Origin of the sequence: Paenibacillus sp. FSL H8-0079, assembly GCF_037991315.1 — a bacterium.
Classification (GTDB): Bacteria; Bacillota; Bacilli; order Paenibacillales; family Paenibacillaceae; genus Paenibacillus.
Map to the genome: position 1 here is coordinate 4515493 of NZ_CP150300.1, position 18684 is coordinate 4534176.

Annotated in this window: 15 protein-coding genes; 2 read left to right on the forward strand and 13 right to left on the reverse strand. The window is 46.8% G+C overall.

Going from position 1 to position 18684, the window contains the following annotated elements; translation table 11 throughout:
* Window positions 1–75 precede the first annotated feature (75 nt).
* From carB to pyrR, 5 genes are all read right to left on the reverse strand, one after another.
* Window positions 76–3294, reverse strand: coding sequence for a carbamoyl-phosphate synthase large subunit (gene carB, locus MHI06_RS20250; RefSeq protein WP_169481597.1), 3219 nt, complete (start codon window positions 3292–3294; stop codon window positions 76–78).
* Between the two features lies 1 nt (window position 3295).
* Window positions 3296–4438: a glutamine-hydrolyzing carbamoyl-phosphate synthase small subunit gene (carA, locus tag MHI06_RS20255; protein WP_047843735.1), complete on the reverse strand. Its 1143-nt coding sequence runs from the start codon at window positions 4436–4438 to the stop codon at window positions 3296–3298.
* Window positions 4439–4774: 336 nt separating this feature from the next.
* Window positions 4775–6079 (reverse strand): dihydroorotase, encoded by a 1305-nt coding sequence (locus MHI06_RS20260; RefSeq protein WP_340398903.1) that lies wholly within the window; start codon window positions 6077–6079, stop codon window positions 4775–4777.
* Between the two features lie 126 nt (window positions 6080–6205).
* Window positions 6206–7117: an aspartate carbamoyltransferase catalytic subunit gene (locus tag MHI06_RS20265; protein ID WP_264928847.1), complete on the reverse strand. Its 912-nt coding sequence runs from the start codon at window positions 7115–7117 to the stop codon at window positions 6206–6208.
* Window positions 7117–7680 (reverse strand): bifunctional pyr operon transcriptional regulator/uracil phosphoribosyltransferase PyrR, encoded by a 564-nt coding sequence (gene pyrR / locus MHI06_RS20270; RefSeq protein WP_340398904.1) that lies wholly within the window; start codon window positions 7678–7680, stop codon window positions 7117–7119. The genes MHI06_RS20265 and pyrR overlap by 1 nt, the downstream gene beginning before the upstream one ends.
* Window positions 7681–8387: 707 nt before the next feature.
* Between pyrR and MHI06_RS20275 the strand changes: the two genes are divergently transcribed.
* Window positions 8388–11063 carry a YhgE/Pip domain-containing protein gene (locus MHI06_RS20275; protein WP_340398905.1) on the forward strand — a complete coding sequence of 892 codons (2676 nt, stop codon included), beginning with the start codon at window positions 8388–8390 and terminating at the stop codon, window positions 11061–11063.
* Window positions 11064–11154: 91 nt separating this feature from the next.
* Here MHI06_RS20275 and MHI06_RS20280 read toward each other — a convergent pair whose 3' ends face one another.
* The 8 genes from MHI06_RS20280 to lspA all read right to left on the reverse strand — a co-directional run bounded on the left by MHI06_RS20280 (window position 11155) and on the right by lspA (window position 17720).
* On the reverse strand, window positions 11155–12459 hold the full coding sequence (locus MHI06_RS20280) for a DUF6080 domain-containing protein (RefSeq protein WP_340398906.1): 1305 nt from the start codon (window positions 12457–12459) through the stop codon (window positions 11155–11157).
* Between the two features lie 78 nt (window positions 12460–12537).
* Window positions 12538–12858, reverse strand: coding sequence for an EamA family transporter (locus MHI06_RS20285; protein ID WP_340398907.1), 321 nt, complete (start codon window positions 12856–12858; stop codon window positions 12538–12540).
* Window positions 12845–13174 (reverse strand): EamA family transporter, encoded by a 330-nt coding sequence (locus tag MHI06_RS20290; protein WP_340398908.1) that lies wholly within the window; start codon window positions 13172–13174, stop codon window positions 12845–12847. Before MHI06_RS20290 ends, MHI06_RS20285 begins: the two co-directional genes overlap by 14 nt.
* The gene (locus tag MHI06_RS20295; RefSeq protein ID WP_036614827.1) at window positions 13162–13794 is read right to left on the reverse strand and encodes an HAD-IB family hydrolase; all 633 of its coding nucleotides are present in this window, start codon (window positions 13792–13794) and stop codon (window positions 13162–13164) included. Before MHI06_RS20295 ends, MHI06_RS20290 begins: the two co-directional genes overlap by 13 nt.
* Window positions 13795–13812: 18 nt before the next feature.
* Entirely contained in the window at window positions 13813–14703 is an 891-nt protein-coding gene (locus tag MHI06_RS20300) for a decaprenyl-phosphate phosphoribosyltransferase (protein WP_340402154.1), read from the reverse strand.
* A gap of 203 nt (window positions 14704–14906) precedes the next feature.
* Window positions 14907–16160 carry an LL-diaminopimelate aminotransferase gene (locus MHI06_RS20305; RefSeq protein WP_169481604.1) on the reverse strand — a complete coding sequence of 418 codons (1254 nt, stop codon included), beginning with the start codon at window positions 16158–16160 and terminating at the stop codon, window positions 14907–14909.
* A 110-nt stretch (window positions 16161–16270) separates the two neighbouring features.
* Window positions 16271–17242 carry an RluA family pseudouridine synthase gene (locus MHI06_RS20310; RefSeq protein WP_340398909.1) on the reverse strand — a complete coding sequence of 324 codons (972 nt, stop codon included), beginning with the start codon at window positions 17240–17242 and terminating at the stop codon, window positions 16271–16273.
* On the reverse strand, window positions 17226–17720 hold the full coding sequence (gene lspA / locus MHI06_RS20315; RefSeq protein WP_062835441.1) for a signal peptidase II: 495 nt from the start codon (window positions 17718–17720) through the stop codon (window positions 17226–17228). The genes MHI06_RS20310 and lspA overlap by 17 nt, the downstream gene beginning before the upstream one ends.
* A gap of 220 nt (window positions 17721–17940) precedes the next feature.
* Between lspA and MHI06_RS20320 the strand changes: the two genes are divergently transcribed.
* Window positions 17941–18678: a TraR/DksA C4-type zinc finger protein gene (locus MHI06_RS20320; protein WP_340398910.1), complete on the forward strand. Its 738-nt coding sequence runs from the start codon at window positions 17941–17943 to the stop codon at window positions 18676–18678.
* Window positions 18679–18684 lie beyond the last annotated feature (6 nt).

Below are 18684 nucleotides of genomic sequence, written 5' to 3' on the forward strand. Positions count from 1 at the left end.
TTTTCCGTTTTTGTCCGTTATAAAGGACATCCCGCCAGCCCGCAGGCTGACTGATGTCCTTCATCAGAGACTTATTTATTTTACAAAGACAGGCATTGCTTCCGAAGAGAAGTTGATCGTTTGCAGCATGATCAGCAGCGCACGAATCGTATCCAGTGAAGTCATACATACAATGCCGTTCTCTACCGCTTCACGACGAATTCGGAATCCGTCACGTTGCGGTGTTTTGCCTTTGGTGAGTGTGTTGAAGACAAAGTTCGCTTCGCCGCTGCGAATCATATCCAGAATGTTCGGCGAACCTTCACTTAATTTGTTCACAGTCGTTACCGGAATGTTCGCCGCTTCTAGCGCAGCTGCTGTTCCGCCGGTAGCCATGATTTTGTAACCCAGTCTGTAGAAACCTTCGAGCAAAGGAACCGCTTCGTCTTTGTCTTTGTCTGCTACAGTTACCACGATCGCTCCGGTTGCCGGAATTTTCATTCCTGCACCGATGAGACCTTTAAACAACGCTTTAGCGTAATTCGGATCACGGCCCATAACCTCACCTGTAGACTTCATCTCAGGTCCGAGGGTTGGTTCTACACGACGCAGCTTCGCGAAGGAGAAGACCGGAACTTTAACAGATACATGATCCGATTCAGGCCACAGCCCGTCAACATAACCAAGATCTTTCAGTTTCACACCCAGAATGGCTTGTGTTGCCAAGTTCGCCATCGGAATGTTGGTTACTTTGCTCAGGAATGGTACGGTACGGGATGAACGCGGGTTCACCTCGATAATGTAAACTTGGCCATCATGGATAACAAACTGGATGTTGACCAGACCAACCGTTTTCAGTTCTTTCGCAATTTTGATTGTAATCTCTACAATTTTCTCTTTCAAATCCTGGGACAGGTGTTGAGGAGGATATACCGCGATGGAGTCACCCGAGTGAACCCCTGCACGCTCGATATGCTCCATAATTCCCGGAATCAATACCGTTTCACCATCACAGATGGCGTCAACCTCAACTTCTTTACCCATCATGTAACGGTCGATCAGGACCGGATGCTCCGGATTGATTTTAACCGCCTGTTCCATGTATGTCAGCAATTCAGCATCGGAGTATACAATCTCCATCGCACGACCGCCGAGTACATAGGAAGGACGAACCAGTACCGGGTAGCCCAGACTTTGAGCTGTTTCTACCGCATCATCAACGGAAATGACCGTTTTACCTTTTGGCTGTGCAATCTCCAGACGGGAGAGCAGACGCTCGAACTTCTTGCGGTCCTCCGCCTCATCGATGCTTTCCAGATCCGTTCCGAGAATGGTTACACCTGCATTACGCAGTGGTGCTGCCAGGTTGATGGCCGTTTGACCACCGAATTGTACGATAACCCCTACTGGTTTCTCCTGTTCAATCACGTTCATGACATCTTCGAAGAAGAGCGGTTCAAAGTACAGGCGATCCGATGTATTAAAGTCCGTAGACACCGTCTCCGGGTTATTATTGATAATGACTGCTTCATATCCTGCTTTTTGCAATGCCCATACTGCGTGTACGGTAGAGTAGTCGAACTCGATCCCTTGACCGATCCGGATTGGTCCTGAACCCAGCACCACAACTTTTTTCTTGTCTGAAGGGATAACTTCATTCTCTGTCTCGTAAGTTGAGTAGTAATATGGCGTTGTTGCTTCGAACTCAGCTGCACATGTATCTACCATTTTGTACACTGGGCGCAGGTTCTCTGCTTCCCGACGAGTTCTAACTTCCGCTTCAGTTGTTAATGTGCCTCCAGGTTGACCTTGCGCACGCAGTTCAGCAATGGCGCGGTCCGTGAATCCAAGGCGTTTTGCTTGATACAGAATGTCGGAAGACAATTCGGATTCTTCGCGAATGCGATCTTCGAATGCGATCAGACCTTCGATTTTGTCCAGGAACCACCAGTCAATCTTGGTCAGATCCTGTAGTTGTTGCAACGTATAACCTCTGCGGAATGCTTCGGCAATCAGGAAGATACGCTCATCATCCGCTTTGATCAGACGTTCATTCAAAGTAGCTTCATCCAGCGTTTCTGCATCCTTCAGGTAAAGGCGGTGTACGCCAATTTCCAGAGAACGAACTGCTTTGTGAATCGACTCTTCGAATGTCCGGCCAATCGCCATCACTTCGCCTGTTGCTTTCATCTGAGTTCCCAGTTTACGGTTCGCCGAGATGAACTTGTCGAACGGCCACCGTGGGATTTTGCTCACGATATAATCCAGCGTAGGCTCGAAGCAAGCATACGTTTGGCCTGTTACCGGGTTCACGATTTCATCCAACGTGTAACCCATAGCAATTTTGGCAGCCATTTTCGCAATCGGATAACCCGTTGCTTTGGAAGCCAGGGCCGATGAACGGCTTACCCGTGGATTTACTTCGATAACATAGTATTGGAAGCTGTGTGGGTCCAGTGCAAACTGTACGTTACATCCACCCTCGATGTTCAGGGCACGGATGATTTTCAGGGAAGCTGAACGCAGCATTTGATATTCACGGTCCGACAATGTTTGGCTTGGTGCTACGACGATACTGTCGCCTGTATGAACACCTACTGGGTCAAAGTTTTCCATGTTGCAGACAACGATACAGTTATCGTTTTTGTCCCGCATCACTTCATACTCGACTTCTTTCATGCCTGCAATGCTCTTCTCGACCAGACATTGCCCAATCGGGCTGTAACGAATTCCCGCTGCCACCGTCTCGCGCAACTCTTCTTCATTCGCACAGATTCCGCCGCCAGTTCCGCCCAGTGTATAGGCTGGACGCACGATGATTGGATAACCAATCTCATTCGCAAATTCAAGTGACTCTTCAAGTGTCGTTACGATTACACTCTCAGGTACAGGTTGTTCCAATTCACGCATGAGGTCACGGAACAGATCCCGATCTTCCGCTTTCTCGATGGATGTCAGTTGCGTTCCGAGCAATTTCACATTTTCACGTTCCAGCACGCCTGCACGAGCCAGTTCTACAGCCATGTTCAGACCTGTTTGACCACCCAGTGTTGGCAACAAGCCATCTGGACGCTCTTGACGAATGATTTGCGTTACAAACTCCAGAGTGATTGGTTCGATGTAGACTTTGTCAGCCATGTTCGTATCCGTCATAATGGTCGCCGGGTTGCTGTTGATAAGTACAACTTCCACGCCTTCTTCTTTCAGTGCCTGGCAAGCTTGTGTACCAGCATAGTCGAACTCGGCCGCTTGACCGATGACGATTGGACCGGAACCAATCACCAGGATTTTTTTGAGATCTTTGTTAATCGGCATGTTATTGTGCTCCTTTCACTGCGGCTGCCAGTACGGCTTGACGCGGCTTTTGCGGGTTAGTGATTTTGTGCTCGCGAATCATCTCGATGAAGCGGTCGAACAGATAGCTGTTGTCGTAAGGACCCGGAGCTGCTTCAGGGTGATATTGAACCGAGAATGCCGGGAATGATTTATGTTTCAGACCTTCAATGGTCTTATCGTTATTGTTGATATGTGTAACTTCCAGGTCTGTACTCTTCACAGACTCTTCGTTTACGGTAAATCCATGGTTCTGGGATGTGATGAAGCAACGTCCGCTCTCCAGTTCTTTCACCGGGTGGTTTCCTCCGCGATGTCCAAACTTAAGTTTTTCGGTGTCTGCTCCTGCTGCAAGTGCGAACAACTGGTGACCCAGGCAGATGCCGAAGATCGGGTATTCGCCAAGCAGTTCACTGATCATGTTAACTGCGTGAGGTACGTCTTTCGGGTCCCCAGGGCCGTTGGACAGTTGAATGCCGTCCGGGTTCAGGCGACGAATCTCGTCTGCTGTTACATCATGCGGAACAACGACAACGTCACAGTTACGTTTGCTGAGTTCACGCAAGATTCCTGTTTTCGCACCGTAATCTACGAGTACAATACGTTCAGCCGTTCCCGGGCTGTTGTAGACATGCTCCGTAGAAGTCATAGGCACCTGGTTACGCAGCTCGGCGATGGTGGTGTCTCCCATCATCTCCAGCAGTTCTTCCACAGGCTTCGATCCTGTTGTGAGAATTCCCTTCATTGTGCCGTGGTGACGAATCCGGCGAGTCAACATGCGTGTATCAATTTCGCTGATTCCTACGATACCGTATTCCTTGAGCAGATTGTCTACGCTGTATTCCGCACGCCAGTTGCTTGGCGTTGGCTCATGGCGACGCACGACGAAACCGTGCACGTATGGACGAATCGACTCAAAGTCATCACGCGTAATGCCGTAGTTTCCGATCAGCGGATACGTCATGGTTACGATTTGACCGCAATAGGAAGGATCCGAAAGCACCTCTTGATAGCCTGTAATTCCCGTATTAAAAACGACCTCACCTGTCGTTTCACCTTCAGCACCGAATGCTTTCCCGGTGAACAGTGTGCCGTCTTCCAACAATAATCTTGCCTGTGCCTGCATCCCATTTCACTCCTCTGTGTTTATCAACGTTGAATGCATTGGGGTTGAACTTTCTGGAAACTTCGTGCGGCTCCGTGGGCAGAAAACCCTTTGATCGCTGTTATCCCCGGATTACTTTGATCCCATTCTTCAAATGGAGTAATTCGGTGATAAAGGCGAACGCTTTGCTTCTTCGGGTTCTTTCTGCCCACTCCGCAGTTACGTTGGTGTCCAAGTTCAAAATCATGACATTCAACTTTGCTTTGTTTCGTATGTTAGACTCTCGGCATGATTTGCCTCGAGTTAGTTGAAAAGATGTTACTGGTGTACTAATTTTTCAATTTACTAAATTACCGTTTACTGTTGTACCGTGTTTTGCCATACGCTTTTGCCATCCACCCATGTTTGTGTGGCCCAGCCTTTCAGCTTCCAGCCTGTGAATGGTGTGTTTCTTCCTTTGGTTGCGAACGTTGCAGGATCAACTGCTTTTTCCTCGTTCAGGTCAATCATCGTGATATCCGCTGGTGCTCCCTCTTCAAGCTTGCCTGTATCCAGTCGGAATACACGTGCCGGATCAGCAGTCATACGTTTCACCAGGAAGTCCAAGCTCCAAAGTCCTGTTTCCACAAAATTCGTGTACAGCAGCGGGAAGGCTGTTTCGAATCCAACGATTCCGAAGGGTGCCAGCTCCATGCCTTTGGCTTTCTCTTCTTCACTGTGTGGCGCGTGATCGGTTACGATCATGTCCAGCGTACCGTCCAGCAAACCTTCGATACAAGCTTGCACATCACGTGGTGAACGTAGCGGTGGGTTCATTTTCCAGTTGGCGTCCATGCCCGGGATATCTTCATCCGACAACACCAGATGGTGCGGACACACCTCAGCAGTTACTTTAATGCCGATGGACTTCGCAAGACGAATCAAGCGAACCGACTGCTCTGTACTTACGTGGCAGACATGGTAATGAACTCCCGTTGCTTCTGCAAGCAGGATATCACGGCCCACGTGGATGGCCTCGGATTCATTTGGAATCCCTTTGATGCCGTGACGCTTCGAAAACTCGCCTTCCGTCACATATCCACCGACAACCAGTGAGTCATCTTCACAGTGTGCGATCACTGGCATATCCATGCTTGCCGCGAGGCTCATGGCATCTTTCATCATTTGAGCGTTTTGTACACCTACACCGTCATCCGTGAATCCAATAGCGCCTGCTTCTTTTAATGCGGCAAAATCGGTAAGTTCACGACCCAGCTCGTTTTTCGTAATGGCTGCATAAGGCAACACTTTAACCAGATCAGCTTCTTTGGCTTTATCCAATACCAGTTTCACAACTTCAGCTGTGTCTGTTACTGGTCTCGTGTTCGGCATGCAAGCGATCGTTGTAAAACCACCTTGTGCTGCTGAACGAGCACCTGTCTCGATCGTCTCTTTGTGTTCGAATCCAGGTTCACGCAGATGCACGTGCATATCGATCAATCCGGGAATGACCAGTTTGCCTGATGCGTCTGTCACACTTTGCGCTGACTTTTCGGCATCCAATACGGCTTGGTCTTCCAGACCAGCGATCTTTTTAATTTTACCTTCATCTATAATGATGGTTTTCCGTTCAAGTTCCCCTTGTTGGTTCAAGATGTTCGCGTTCTTTATAATCTGTAGCATAATTGCCCTCCGCTTCGGTTCTGTCCGGCTTACCAGGCAAGCCGGGTGATTTTCTTTATCGTGTACTCTCTTATTGCTCTATAAGAACTACCGTACCGTCAGCCTATGACCCACAGCCAGACCCTGTTACAGTTTCATCGCACGTTCCATAACCGCCATGCGGATTGGAACGCCGTTTGCCATCTGCGGGAAAATCCGTGATGCTTCACTCTCCACAACCGCGTCATCTACCTCGACGTTGCGATTCACAGGAGCAGGGTGCATGATAATGGTGCTTGGTTTTAGGCGTGATGCCCGTTCTTCCGTCAATCCGTAGTGTTCGCGATAATCCTCAGCTGAAGTAATTAAGCCATGTTGATGACGTTCCAGTTGAACACGGAGCATCATGACTACATCTGCATCCAGCGCTTCTTCGAGACCGACATAAGGAGCATGCTCTGCGAGTTCCGGTGCCTGCATCGTTTGCGGTGCACAGAAGCGTACATCTGCGCCAAACTTTTGCAGTGCCCACAGGTTGGAGCGCGCTACGCGGCTATGCAGAATGTCACCTATGATGGAGACACGCAAGCCCTTCAGTTCGCCAAATGCTTTTCGCATCGTGTAGAGGTCCAGCAGTGCCTGTGTAGGATGCTCATTGTTGCCGTCTCCGGCGTTCACGAGCGGAACAGTCACTTTCTGAGCCAGTTGCTGCAGAACGCCTGCCGGTTTCAACCGGATCACCCCTGCATCAATGCCCATCGACTCAAGCGTGCGCACCGTATCGTAGATGGATTCTCCTTTTTCCACACTGGATGCGGCTGCCGTAAAGTTCAGCACTTGTGCGCCCAGGCGTTTCTCTGCCATTTCGAAGGAAAAACGGGTACGTGTGCTGTTCTCGAAGAACATGTTCGCAACGAAGCGTGATTCCAGTACAGGAACCAGTTTCTCTTTCTGCGCTTCCCAGTGAGCTGCTCTGTTCAGAATCGACTCGATCTCTCCTCGGCTAAGTTCCTTCAATCCAAGCAAGCTCCGGTCTCTCAATGCTGGTTGTGTAATCATCATGCTTGCTCCCCCCGGTTCTGAGTGATTTTGACTTCGTCCTGTCCGTCCGTTTCCATGAGTGCAACCTCGATCTCCTCTGATTTGGAAGTCGGCACATTCTTACCGATAAAATCAGGTCGAATCGGAAGTTCCCGGTGTCCGCGGTCTGCGAGTACAGCCAGCTGAATGTTCTGCGGTCTTCCACAGTCCATCAGGGCATCCATCGCTGCGCGAATCGTACGTCCGGTATAGAGCACATCATCGAACAAAATCACTTTTTTGTTATGAATCGAAAGTGATTCAGGTGTCATAATCAACATATCCTTGCGATTCGCTTTATTTTCATCCAAGCGGTCATCGCGGTAAGGAGTCACATCCAGTTCTCCCCAGGGGACTTTGGCGCCTTCGATTTCTTCAATCTTGGCTGCGATCCGTTCTGCCAGGTAGACCCCGCGTGTACGGATACCCACCAACACACAATCGTCGATTCCTTTGTTTTTCTCCAATATCTCATGGGCAATCCGTGTTAATGCGCGGCGGATCGCCGTCTCATCCATAATGACATGTGTCTCTGTGCTCATGCGTTCAGCCTCCTCAGGATTTCCCTCCAGATCATGGCCCCGTGACGAGGAGAACAAAAAAGACTCCTTGCCGTGTTTATTGGCAAGGAGTCTCCGAACTTCAGACCGCTCTGAAGAAAGTTTACTCTCGGGGATGCATCGCTTCATTGCCGCAGCAAAAAACGATGTATCGTTCACGTTACCTTGCCAGTCTCACGGGACTGATTTAAAGGTGCTATTCATGTCGTTCATATTGCAGGACCTCACAGGGTTCTGTAATCAATATGTTCGTTTGTCTTCATGAATTATGACAGAAAGACAACCCCCTGTCAACACCTCACCATCGCAGGTGAAAATCCTCTGCTACGTTCTTCTTAGAATCAGCAGTTAGGCCGAAAAACATCCATGCACATTACATCTCATTGGTTATTCATAATTATACAACATTTCTGTATATTTATCCATAGAAAAATGAGAAATCCGATATAGCCAAAATAACCCTCTGACTATATTCAATGTTGATATATATCCCTTCATTTAGAACAAACGGTGCGTTTCCTCTTACGAAATATATGAAGGCTCTGCATTAGGTCCAAGTGAAATGGGTACAGTTTATAAACATGAACCCATTCCTAGATGCTTGAATAAAGCCAATATACATACGATTCACAAATATGAGTCATAGAAATAAGATACGTCCTACATTTATGTACATTTAGGAGGAAGTCATGCGTCACATTTGGCACGTTTACAAAACAGACTGGTTGCATATTCTGAAGGTTCCCACAGGTATATTTCTAATTGTGGCAATAATTTTACTACCCGGAGTATATGACTGGGTCAACGTGAAGTCCGTTTGGGACCCATACAGTAATACCCAAGGGATCAAAATTGCGGTGACAACTGAGGACAAGGGTGCGACTGTTGAAGGAACCAACGTTAATATCGGAGATGAATTGGTGTCGAGCCTGAAGCAAAACGAAAAGCTGGGCTGGACTTTTGTGGACCAGGCTGAGGCTAATCGGGGTATGCAAACTGGAGAGTATTATGCAAGCCTGCTCATTCCGGGGGACTTTTCATCCAAAATTACAGGCATCGTTGATTGGAAGCTGGAACGACCGGAAGTAATCTATACCGTCAATGAAAAGGTGAATGCCATTGCTCCAAAAATCACAGGCTCCGGTGTATCTGCGATAACAACGCAAATCAATGAGAATTTCACCGAAGCCGTTAGTGAGGCCGTTCTAACCAAGCTGAAGGAAGCCGGGGTTGAAATTAATGCGCAGCTTCCAACATTACGCAAGATGGAGAATGGCATTTTCACGCTGGAGAAGAATCTTCCGGCTATACAAGCCGCTGGTCAAAAGGTTCTGGAAGTAGAAAAAGCCATGCCTGAGATTGTAAAAGATGCTCAAAAGATCGTTGAAATCGAAAAGAAACTGCCTGAAATCAATGAAGCGGCACAATATGTGCTCAAGGTGCAGGAGTATTTGCCACAAATTAATGATGCGGCTTCCGAAGTGCTGGCTATCCAGGGGCGGATTCCCGATATACAAAAAGCTGTGGAACGCATTCAAGAAGTGGATGAAAACTTTGGTCAGGTATCAGGTGTCATCCAAACGGCACTGGATAAAACCGACAAAGCTCTGTCTATCGTCACGGCCGCAGAGCAAGATTTGGACAAAGTATCACAAATCGCTGGCAACGGGATTGAGCTGGCCGAAGGCTTGAATCAATTTGTGGATTCCAGTGAAGAAGCGTTTCAGGCGATTGGCCCAGCGATCCGCCAAAATCTACTGCTAGTGCAACAGATTACTAACGCTGCAGGGGACATATTTACACAATTGCAAAATTTGGATCTTAACAACCTGCCAACCGCAGAAGATCTCGAGCGAATTGCTACGCGTTTAGGGATTGCGGTAAAACTCGTCGACAGTATGGCAGAACTACTGGGCAACATCGACAACTTGCTTCCAAGCCAACCACTTGCCGATAAAATTACACAACTGAACACCGTTTCAGATAAACTTCAGTTGCAAATCCGCTTGGCTAGCATCATCAGTGATGCCATGCGTCGTAATACAACTCCACCGGCAGATGTCATCGCTCAGTTAAATACTCTCTCGAAGGACATTAGCAGCGGGATTGGCAATACCTTAAACACCTATGAAAGTGAAATATCGCCTGTACTTGCAGCTGGTGCGGATAAACTCAGGTCTATCCTCTCTACTTCAGCAGATACTCTACAAGGGGCAAAGGATCGTATTCCGGATATTGCTGACATTCTTGCATCAGCCAAAGAAGGGATTATGTTTGGGCAGACCGAGTTGACGAAAATCCAGAGCGAATTGCCTCAAATACAATTGAAGATCCATGAGATATCGGAGACACTCGCGAACAAAAGTGAAGGTTTTATCCAAGCTTTAAACACAGTGTCTTCATTAATTCGGACCGATCTGCCCAAGCTGGGAAGCAAACTGAACGAAGCCGCTGATTTTGTTCGTAATGATCTGCCTAATGCCGAGCAACAGATAGGCAAGGCATCCGATTTTGTACAGAATCAGCTGCCGCAGGTCGAAAAAGGAGTTCATCGTGTTGCCGCGCTTGTACGTGATGATCTGCCAGCATTGGAAAGTGCCATCAGCAAGGCTGCGGACAAGCTCAGGGAAGTTGAAGGTAATAACCAGTTTGCCGAACTTGCCAAGCTTCTGCGCGGCGACATTGAGGAAGAGAGTGCTTTCCTTTCGAGTCCCGTGCAAATCAAAGAACAGCAACTTTACCCGATTCCGAATTATGGATCGGCAATGTCGCCATTTTATGGCGTGTTGTCCTTGTGGGTCGGTTCAACGCTGCTGATCTCCCTGCTTCGTGCTGAAGCCGAAAATCCGGATGGCAAGTTCCGGGGATACGAGTTGTATCTCGGACGTCTTGCTACTTTTCTAACCATTGGATTGCTTCAGGCGGTATGCGTCACCCTGGGAGATATCTTAATCCTGGGTACTTACGTCGCAGATAAACTGTGGTTTGTCCTGTTTGCCATGCTGGTGAGTGCCGTATTTGTCACCATAACGTACACTCTGCTATCCGTATTTGGGAATATCGGAAAAGGGATAGCCATTATCTTCATGGTGTTCCAGTTCTCCAGCTCGGGCGGTACGTTCCCGATCAGCATGACATCACCCTTTTTCCAAGCATTGAATCCGTTCATGCCCTTCACATATGCGATTAGCCTGCTGCGTGAGTCGGTCGGCGGCATCTTGTGGTCTACTGCCATCAAAGATATTCTGTGGTTATGTATGTTCATCGCGCTGAGCCTCATCATTGCCCTTGCTTTGAAACGACCACTAAGCAGTCTCACCAAACGTTCAGCCGAGAATGCCAAGAAGACCAAGATTATTGCTTAACTCATGTGCTAGATACAAAACGAGATAAGGCCATTGGACTTTACATCCTATGGCCTTATCTCGTTTCCCTATATGAATCGATACATTTTGATTATTTCACTGAGCGTTCCTGTTCCAACTGATCATAGGATTGCTTGATTGTTGTTAATGTTTCTACATGGCGATAGATGTTGTTACTTGCCGTAACGATAACACATAACATGATCAAACCTATAACTACTTTTTTCCCCAATCCTCGACGGAGGCCGATAACGAAACCCCCACCCAACAGGAAGAACGCAAACAGATAATGTCCCGCATACAGGTACATATCATATTGAAATACAGCCAGACCGAAACCCACGACGACATGAAGCAAAAAGGCAAACAGAATATATGGCACAAGGGTCCACACTTCACGTTCACGAATGCCCTTAATGAAGCCTATGAGTGCCAGCAGCAAAATAAAGATCCCCGTAATCTGCACATAGATTGGATTGGATCGAGACAGATCCGTAACAAAGGCTGCCATGCCTGGGTCCAGTAAATGCATCTTCGGTGTCAGCATCGGATTGATGGTTAACATGTTTAATGCTTTCCAGTGAACTGCAAATTGGAATGGTGTTGCATAACTGGTCCCGCCATTTTGAATGCCCAACAGCCAGTTACTAACCCAGCTACGACCTCCGAATGCAACATACTGAACGCCTGTGAATACGGCAATGATTACAACTGCCAGTGCCATGATTCCAATGTACTTTTTCAAATTCGCCTTATTACGCCATCCATGCATATTGATGAATGTCGCAGCTGCAAACGGTACGATATTCGTCGAGGTTAGTCCGAAGTTAATCGATGCAAGTAACGCATTGGGTGAATAACGTACGTCCTGACGCTCACGAGTATACTGCATGTAAACCACCGAGAACAGGATAACGAACTGTACATACGGATATGAGTCCGGAATCAATGCGGTATACATTAAATAGGAACTGAAACCAAACAACAAAGCGAAAAGCAGCGGTGCGATGGTCGGCTTGTCTTCTTTTTGACTCAGAAACAGATACGCCAGCACCACCGAACCCGCATTCACCAACGATTGCAGGATTAGAAAGAACCAGTTGCCTCCCAGCAGCTTCGCTACAGCCGCAAGAGTAACTGCAAGAAAGGAAATCAGCGGATGAATAACAGAAGAACTGTTGTCGCCGTAATACATTGAGGGATCAAAGTTGAATAAGTTGATTGGGAACAGCGTCGTATTAAATGGGGTATACGTCCCAAGCATATCTGCATTATTTTCAATGTACAGAACATACGAGCCGTTCATTAAACCATAGAATAGAGCAAATCCCGCAAACAGGTAAAAAGCTGTCCAATTGGCTCTGCGATTATAAAATAAGTGATCTAAAAAGTTCATGCTTTCATTTCACATCCAATAAATTTTATAAAAAAACTATATAACTTGAGTGCTCATGTAAATAATCTTTAGTTCACCTTAAAACACCAATAAACATAGGCCACCCATAATACATGCCACACCTATCCAGCGTAAAGGACCCACCATCTCCTTAAATACCAACCGCGCGATGATGAGAGTCCAGACATATGTTAATGCATTGGCAGGTAGTACAACAGTTAATGGAAGAAACTTCAACAATACAATATTCAACAATGCACCTGTCCCATAGAATCCGAGTCCCATGAGCACATGTAGGCGATTGCGACTTGTCGCATAAGCTTTCAATCCGGCCCCGCCCAATGCACCGCACAACGTCATAACAATTAGCACAGCAACCATCCAGCTATCGATCAACACTGGTTAATGTCACCCCAATTCCAAGCAACACGACTGCTGTCAGCTTCTGCACCGTAATTTCTTCCCCGAGCAAGAAATATCCATAGATTAAGGCAAATACGTAACTGGCACACATCAGCGGATAAGCAACAGAGAGTTTTTCCAGAGCAAAAGCTTTGATCATCAAGATCGCTCCAACTCCATAACATAGAAAACCAACACCCAGGTAGATCCACTCGGTTAGTCCCCATTTCCAGAACAATTGACCCGTTGCTGTCAGAAATGCGGAGACGAGCATCAACCATTTACCAGTATGACGTGACTTTATTTCCCCCACGTTAATGCCTCCATGTCCGGAACACGCTTGTTAATAAAGTATCGTTGACTTACAAGTTGCATGACTGGAAGGTCGGATAAGGAGTCCGAGTAGGAACATGACTGGTCATAATCAATGACCATATTCTTCTCACTCAGATAAGCCTGAATTCGGCGTACCTTCTCTTCCCCTTTGCAATTGCTGCCATCAACTCTGCATGTGTAACCATTCTCATGACGGACAAGTTCAGTTCCAATTACATGATCCACCCAGGGAAAATTATTAAAGTATTTCATATAGGCATGCGGAGATGCAGTTACTAGCAAGACATGATACCCTGCTTCTTTGCGATGTTGCATCTCTACACTGGCCTCTGCAAAAATGGACGTACGCAAGCGAGTATCAAAGAAATGTTCGAGATCTTTTTCAGACATACGCTCAATTTCTTGAAAGTAGGATCGTTTGACTTGTTCAACCGTCATAAAGCCTGCCTTGAATAACACGGTATGTAATGCAATGACAGGTAATCTCCATACCTGCCACGGGTAACGGCGAACACCGTAATGCACAAATTGAAACATGGAATCACTACGTATGATCGTTTTATCAATATCAAAAATTGCGACTTTCGTGCTTTTCACCCTGATCCCCCTCAGCCTTTATTCAAAGATTGCAAAGATTGTAATAACACTTATCACATACAACATCACCGTAATTAATATAGGCTTGTCCTCAAACAGCACACGATCGGGCGAACCTCCCTGATTCTTCATATGGATCAGATACAGGTAACGGAACATGCCGTAAATGACCAATGGAATCGTCCACATCAGATGGATGGACCGATCTGAAGTGAATGTGAACAGCGAATAACTGATAATCGTAGCTGTGGTCACAATCGTATTGAATTGATCCAGCAACGTAACGGAGTAGTTATCCAAAACCTTACGGTGTGATCCCGTGTTTCCTTCCAGCAAAGTAAGTTCATTTCTTCTTTTGCCAATGGCCAGAAACAACGACAACAACATCGTACAGATCAAAAACCACGGCGTGAATGGCACATGGATCAGCACACCGCCTGCAATCGCGCGAAGTACAAAGCCGGCTGCAATGGTCATCATATCCAGGATAACGAGATGTTTCAGTACAAATGAATACGAGACATTCAACAGGAAGTAGACGATACATAACACCCCGAATAGAGGGTTCATCATGAAGGCCGTTCCTACGGAAAGGATTAATAGAATAATGCCAAACAACAAAGCATGACTCGGATTCACCTGCCCAGAAGCCATAGGACGATACTTTTTCACCGGATGCTGTCGATCCCTGTCCCGGTCTACAAAGTCATTTAAAATATACACACAGCCTGCAACAAGGCTAAATAGAATAAAACCAAGCAACGTCGCAAGAATGGTTTCAGTCCGAATCTCCTCAAAAGAGAATAGTAACGCAGCAAATAACAGCAGATTTTTAGTCCACTGTTTGGGTCTTAACAATCTGACTAATCCTGACACTGTACTACCTGTTCCTGTAGCCGGTGAGGACACCGTACTGGTTCGTGATGATAACAATTGTAATAACTCCCTTCAACAACAACTTCTGTATATAACAAATAACGTAAAGATCTAATCATATGTTGCTTGTATAATTTTGTAAAGGGAGTAAATTAAAAAAATCTAATATGGGCATAAAAAAAGAGACCGTTTCCGGTCTCTTTTTTAGTACGTAATTAAACTATTGGGTAATGCGATTAAAATTCAAATTGTACGTCGCTCAAACGACGTTTGATCTCAGCGATAACACGTTTCTCTTCCTCTTCACCCTTAGCTTCAAAGGTAACGGAGAAACGAACAAAGTTACCTGCATCATCCCAAGGTACGGACGAGATCAGTTTCTCACGGATCAGGAATTGGGAGAAATCTTCGCCGGATTCGAAGCGACGTCCGCCAACCACACCTTTTGGTGCTTCAACATACAGGAAGAAGGAACCTTTAGGTTTTTCAGCCTGGAAGCCCAGTTCGTTCAGTGCGGCAACGAGCATGTCGTGACGACGGGAATATTTCTCTGCAATCTTTTCGGTGATCTCAGGGTGATTCAATCCATAAGCAGCTGCCTTTTGAATCGCGATGAACTGACCAGAGTCATTGTTGTCCTTTACGTCGCTGAATGCTTTGACTACAAGCGGGTTACCCGCTACGAATCCGATTCTCCAACCCGTCATGTTGTAGGACTTGGACAGAGAGTGCAACTCTACGCCGACATCCTTCGCACCAGGTACCGACAGGAAGCTGAACGGTTTTTTGCCATCGTACGTCAATGCTGCATAAGGAGCATCATGGACAACGACTACATTGTATTTCTTCGCCCACTCCACGACTTCAGTGAAGAATTCCACTGTGGCACTTGCGCCAGTCGGATTGTTCGGATAGTTCAGGTAAAGCAACTTCGCACGTTTTGCGATGTCTTCCGGAATAGCTGTCAGATCAGGCAAGAAATTGTTTTCCTTCGTCAACTGAATGTTGAACACTTCTCCGCCCAGATACTTGGTATGTGTACCCATAACCGGGTAACCTGGAACGGTCATGATGGTCACATCACCCGGATTGATAAAGCATGAAGGCATCATCGCCAAAGCCGGCTTGGAACCAATGGAGTGCACGATTTCGGTATCTGCATCGATACCTTCTACGTTGAATACGTTTTTCAGGTAGGACGCAGCAGCAGTCTTGAATTCAGGAATACCATTATCGGCATAACCACGGTTCTCAGGTCTGGAAGCTTCTTCTGCAAGTGCAGCTACAATGCCTGCATCCGCCATTTCGTCTGGTTCACCTACACCAAGGTCAATCAGTTCCACATCGGGAAAATCTTTTTTGGCCGAAGCTTTGGCACGTTTGATTTTCTCGAATTTATAAATGTTCGTGTCTTTACCATAGTTGGAGCCACCGATACGGTCGGCAAAATTAGTCTGAATGTAAGTTTCTTGATATTTATCGATACTCATAACGTTGTTCATCTCCTCATTTGACGCAAATTTCTACACTTTAATATGAAGCATTTGCGTGATCAAAGCCATGGACAAAGTATCCGAACATTTGTACTTTCTTGGAGCTGTTAACGACTGCGTAGCGAAGCAAGCACGTCTTCCATATCCTGCGGAATCGGAGCTGAAAATTCAAGGTATTCTCCCGTTGTTGGATGCACAAATCCAAGAATGGCCGCATGAAGAGCCTGTCCTTGCATTTTGATGCCTTTATTCCGTCCATAAGTTGGATCTCCTACAAGCGGGTGACCGATAAATTTCATGTGAACCCGGATCTGGTGGGTACGTCCTGTCTCCAGTTTCAATTCCAGCAAGGTATAGTCATTGATGCGCTCTGAAACGGTAAAATGCGTAACGGCATGTTTACTGTTGCGTTCCGTGACTGTATACATTTTGCGATCATTAGTATCGCGTCCAATCGGTGCATCAACGGTCCCTTGATCATGATTAAGATGACCATGAACGAGCGCAATATACCGTCTGTTCACCGTATGGTCTTTCAACTGCGCAGCCAATGACGAATGCGCACGATCGTTCTTGGCAGCCATAATTAGGCCGGAAGTATCCTTATCGATGCGATGCACAATACCCGGGCGCAACTCTCCATTGATACCCGAAAGGTCTTTGCAGTGGTACATGAGTGCATTGACGAGTGTTCCAGACGTATGTCCTGGTGCAGGGTGCACTACAAGACCACGCTGTTTGTTGATCACGATCAGGTCGCTATCTTCATATACCACTTCCAGCGGAATATCTTCGGCAATGATCTCGACGGCAGCCGGTTCAGGAATCTGTAGTACAATCAGATCACCTTCGGATAACTTGGCATTGGCTTTGACTACAGCACCATTTACCGTAACCATCCCGTCTCCGATCCACAATTGAACTTGGGAGCGAGATACGTTATCCACAGCTTCCGTAATATATTTGTCAATTCGTTCTTTCTTATGTTCAGCGGCAACGGTCCATTCCATACGCTCATTGCCATTCATTAGTTCTTCGTCGTTGATCTGTTCCTCATTCGGATTACTCATGGTGTTCATTCCCTTCAATCTTCGCGGCTGCTTTTTCGCGCCGTCCTTCAAGCAACGTCTCCACAATGATCAACGCTACACCGATACAGATTGCCGAGTCGGCGATGTTGAAAATGGGAAACGTGTAACTTCCAAAATTAAGCTGTACAAAATCCACAACTTCTCCGGTCAGTGCCCGGTCAAGGAAGTTGCCAATTGCTCCACCGAGCACCAAGCTAAGCGCCACAGGCAGCAATTTGTGCGGGGTATCTTTTACCTTTTGCAAATACCAAATCAAGGCAACGACCACAATCACCGTAACCACAATAAAGAACCAACGCTGGTCTTGCAGAATGCCAAAAGCTGCACCTGAATTACGATGTGATGTGATGACAAAGAAATTGCCGATGACCGGAATTTCTTCTCTGAGTTCCATCCGGGTTGCAATCAGGAACTTGGTTCCCTGATCCAATAAAAATACGATAAAAGCGAGGATATAATACACCACGTTTGTTTGTCACTCCGTTCTTGTCTTTTCCAAACGATACCAGGCTTACGCCAGACTTGTTTATTGTAGCACAGCTGTTTGGAAATCGTCCACGACGCGCTACATCGCAATCCTCATGGCAAAAACGATAACATTTCCCTTCTGTAATCTTGCCCTTAATGGCACATCCTACAATAGAGTCAAAATCCGGATTCCAGACGAAAGCAGAAGGGGGAAAATCATGTCACATTTCACTGCTAAACAACTACAATTTTTACGTTCCCAACTGATAACCGATAAGCGCGATATTGAACATAGACTGTCGGAGAACGAACATTATGGCCTTGGAGACTCCCTCAAACTACAGACAGGTGAATTATCACCGATTGATAACCATCCTGGTGACATAGCCACCGAGGTGTATGAACGCGAGAAGGATATCTCCCTGCTGGAACACGATGAATTCCAATTGGAGCGTATCGATTCTGCACTGCACTCCATCGAAGAAGGACATTATGGTACTTGTGCGGTCTGCCAGCAACCCATCCCTTATGAACGTATGGAAGCCGTTCCCTACACGAAATATTGCAAAAAACACCAACCGGAAACCGTTGTCTCCGAAAACCGTCCTGTCGAGGAAGAATTCCTTGCCCCCGCATTTGGACGAACGAGTCTGGATGAACGGGATGACCAAAATGGCTTCGATGGTGAGGACACCTGGCAGATTGTTGAGAGCTGGGGCACATCGAACTCACCAGCGATGGCTGAAGGACGTGATATCGACAGCTATGACGTTATGGCGATTGAAGCCACAGATGAAGTGGAAGGTTGCGTTGAAGCGTACGAAAGTTTTGTGGCAACGGATATCTACGGTCATGACGTCTCCATCGTACGCAATCGGCAATATCGCAAGTACCTGGAGAACCGTGAAGGCGATGGTCTGTTAGAAACGGATGTGGAGACGGATGACACGTTTTAATTGCAC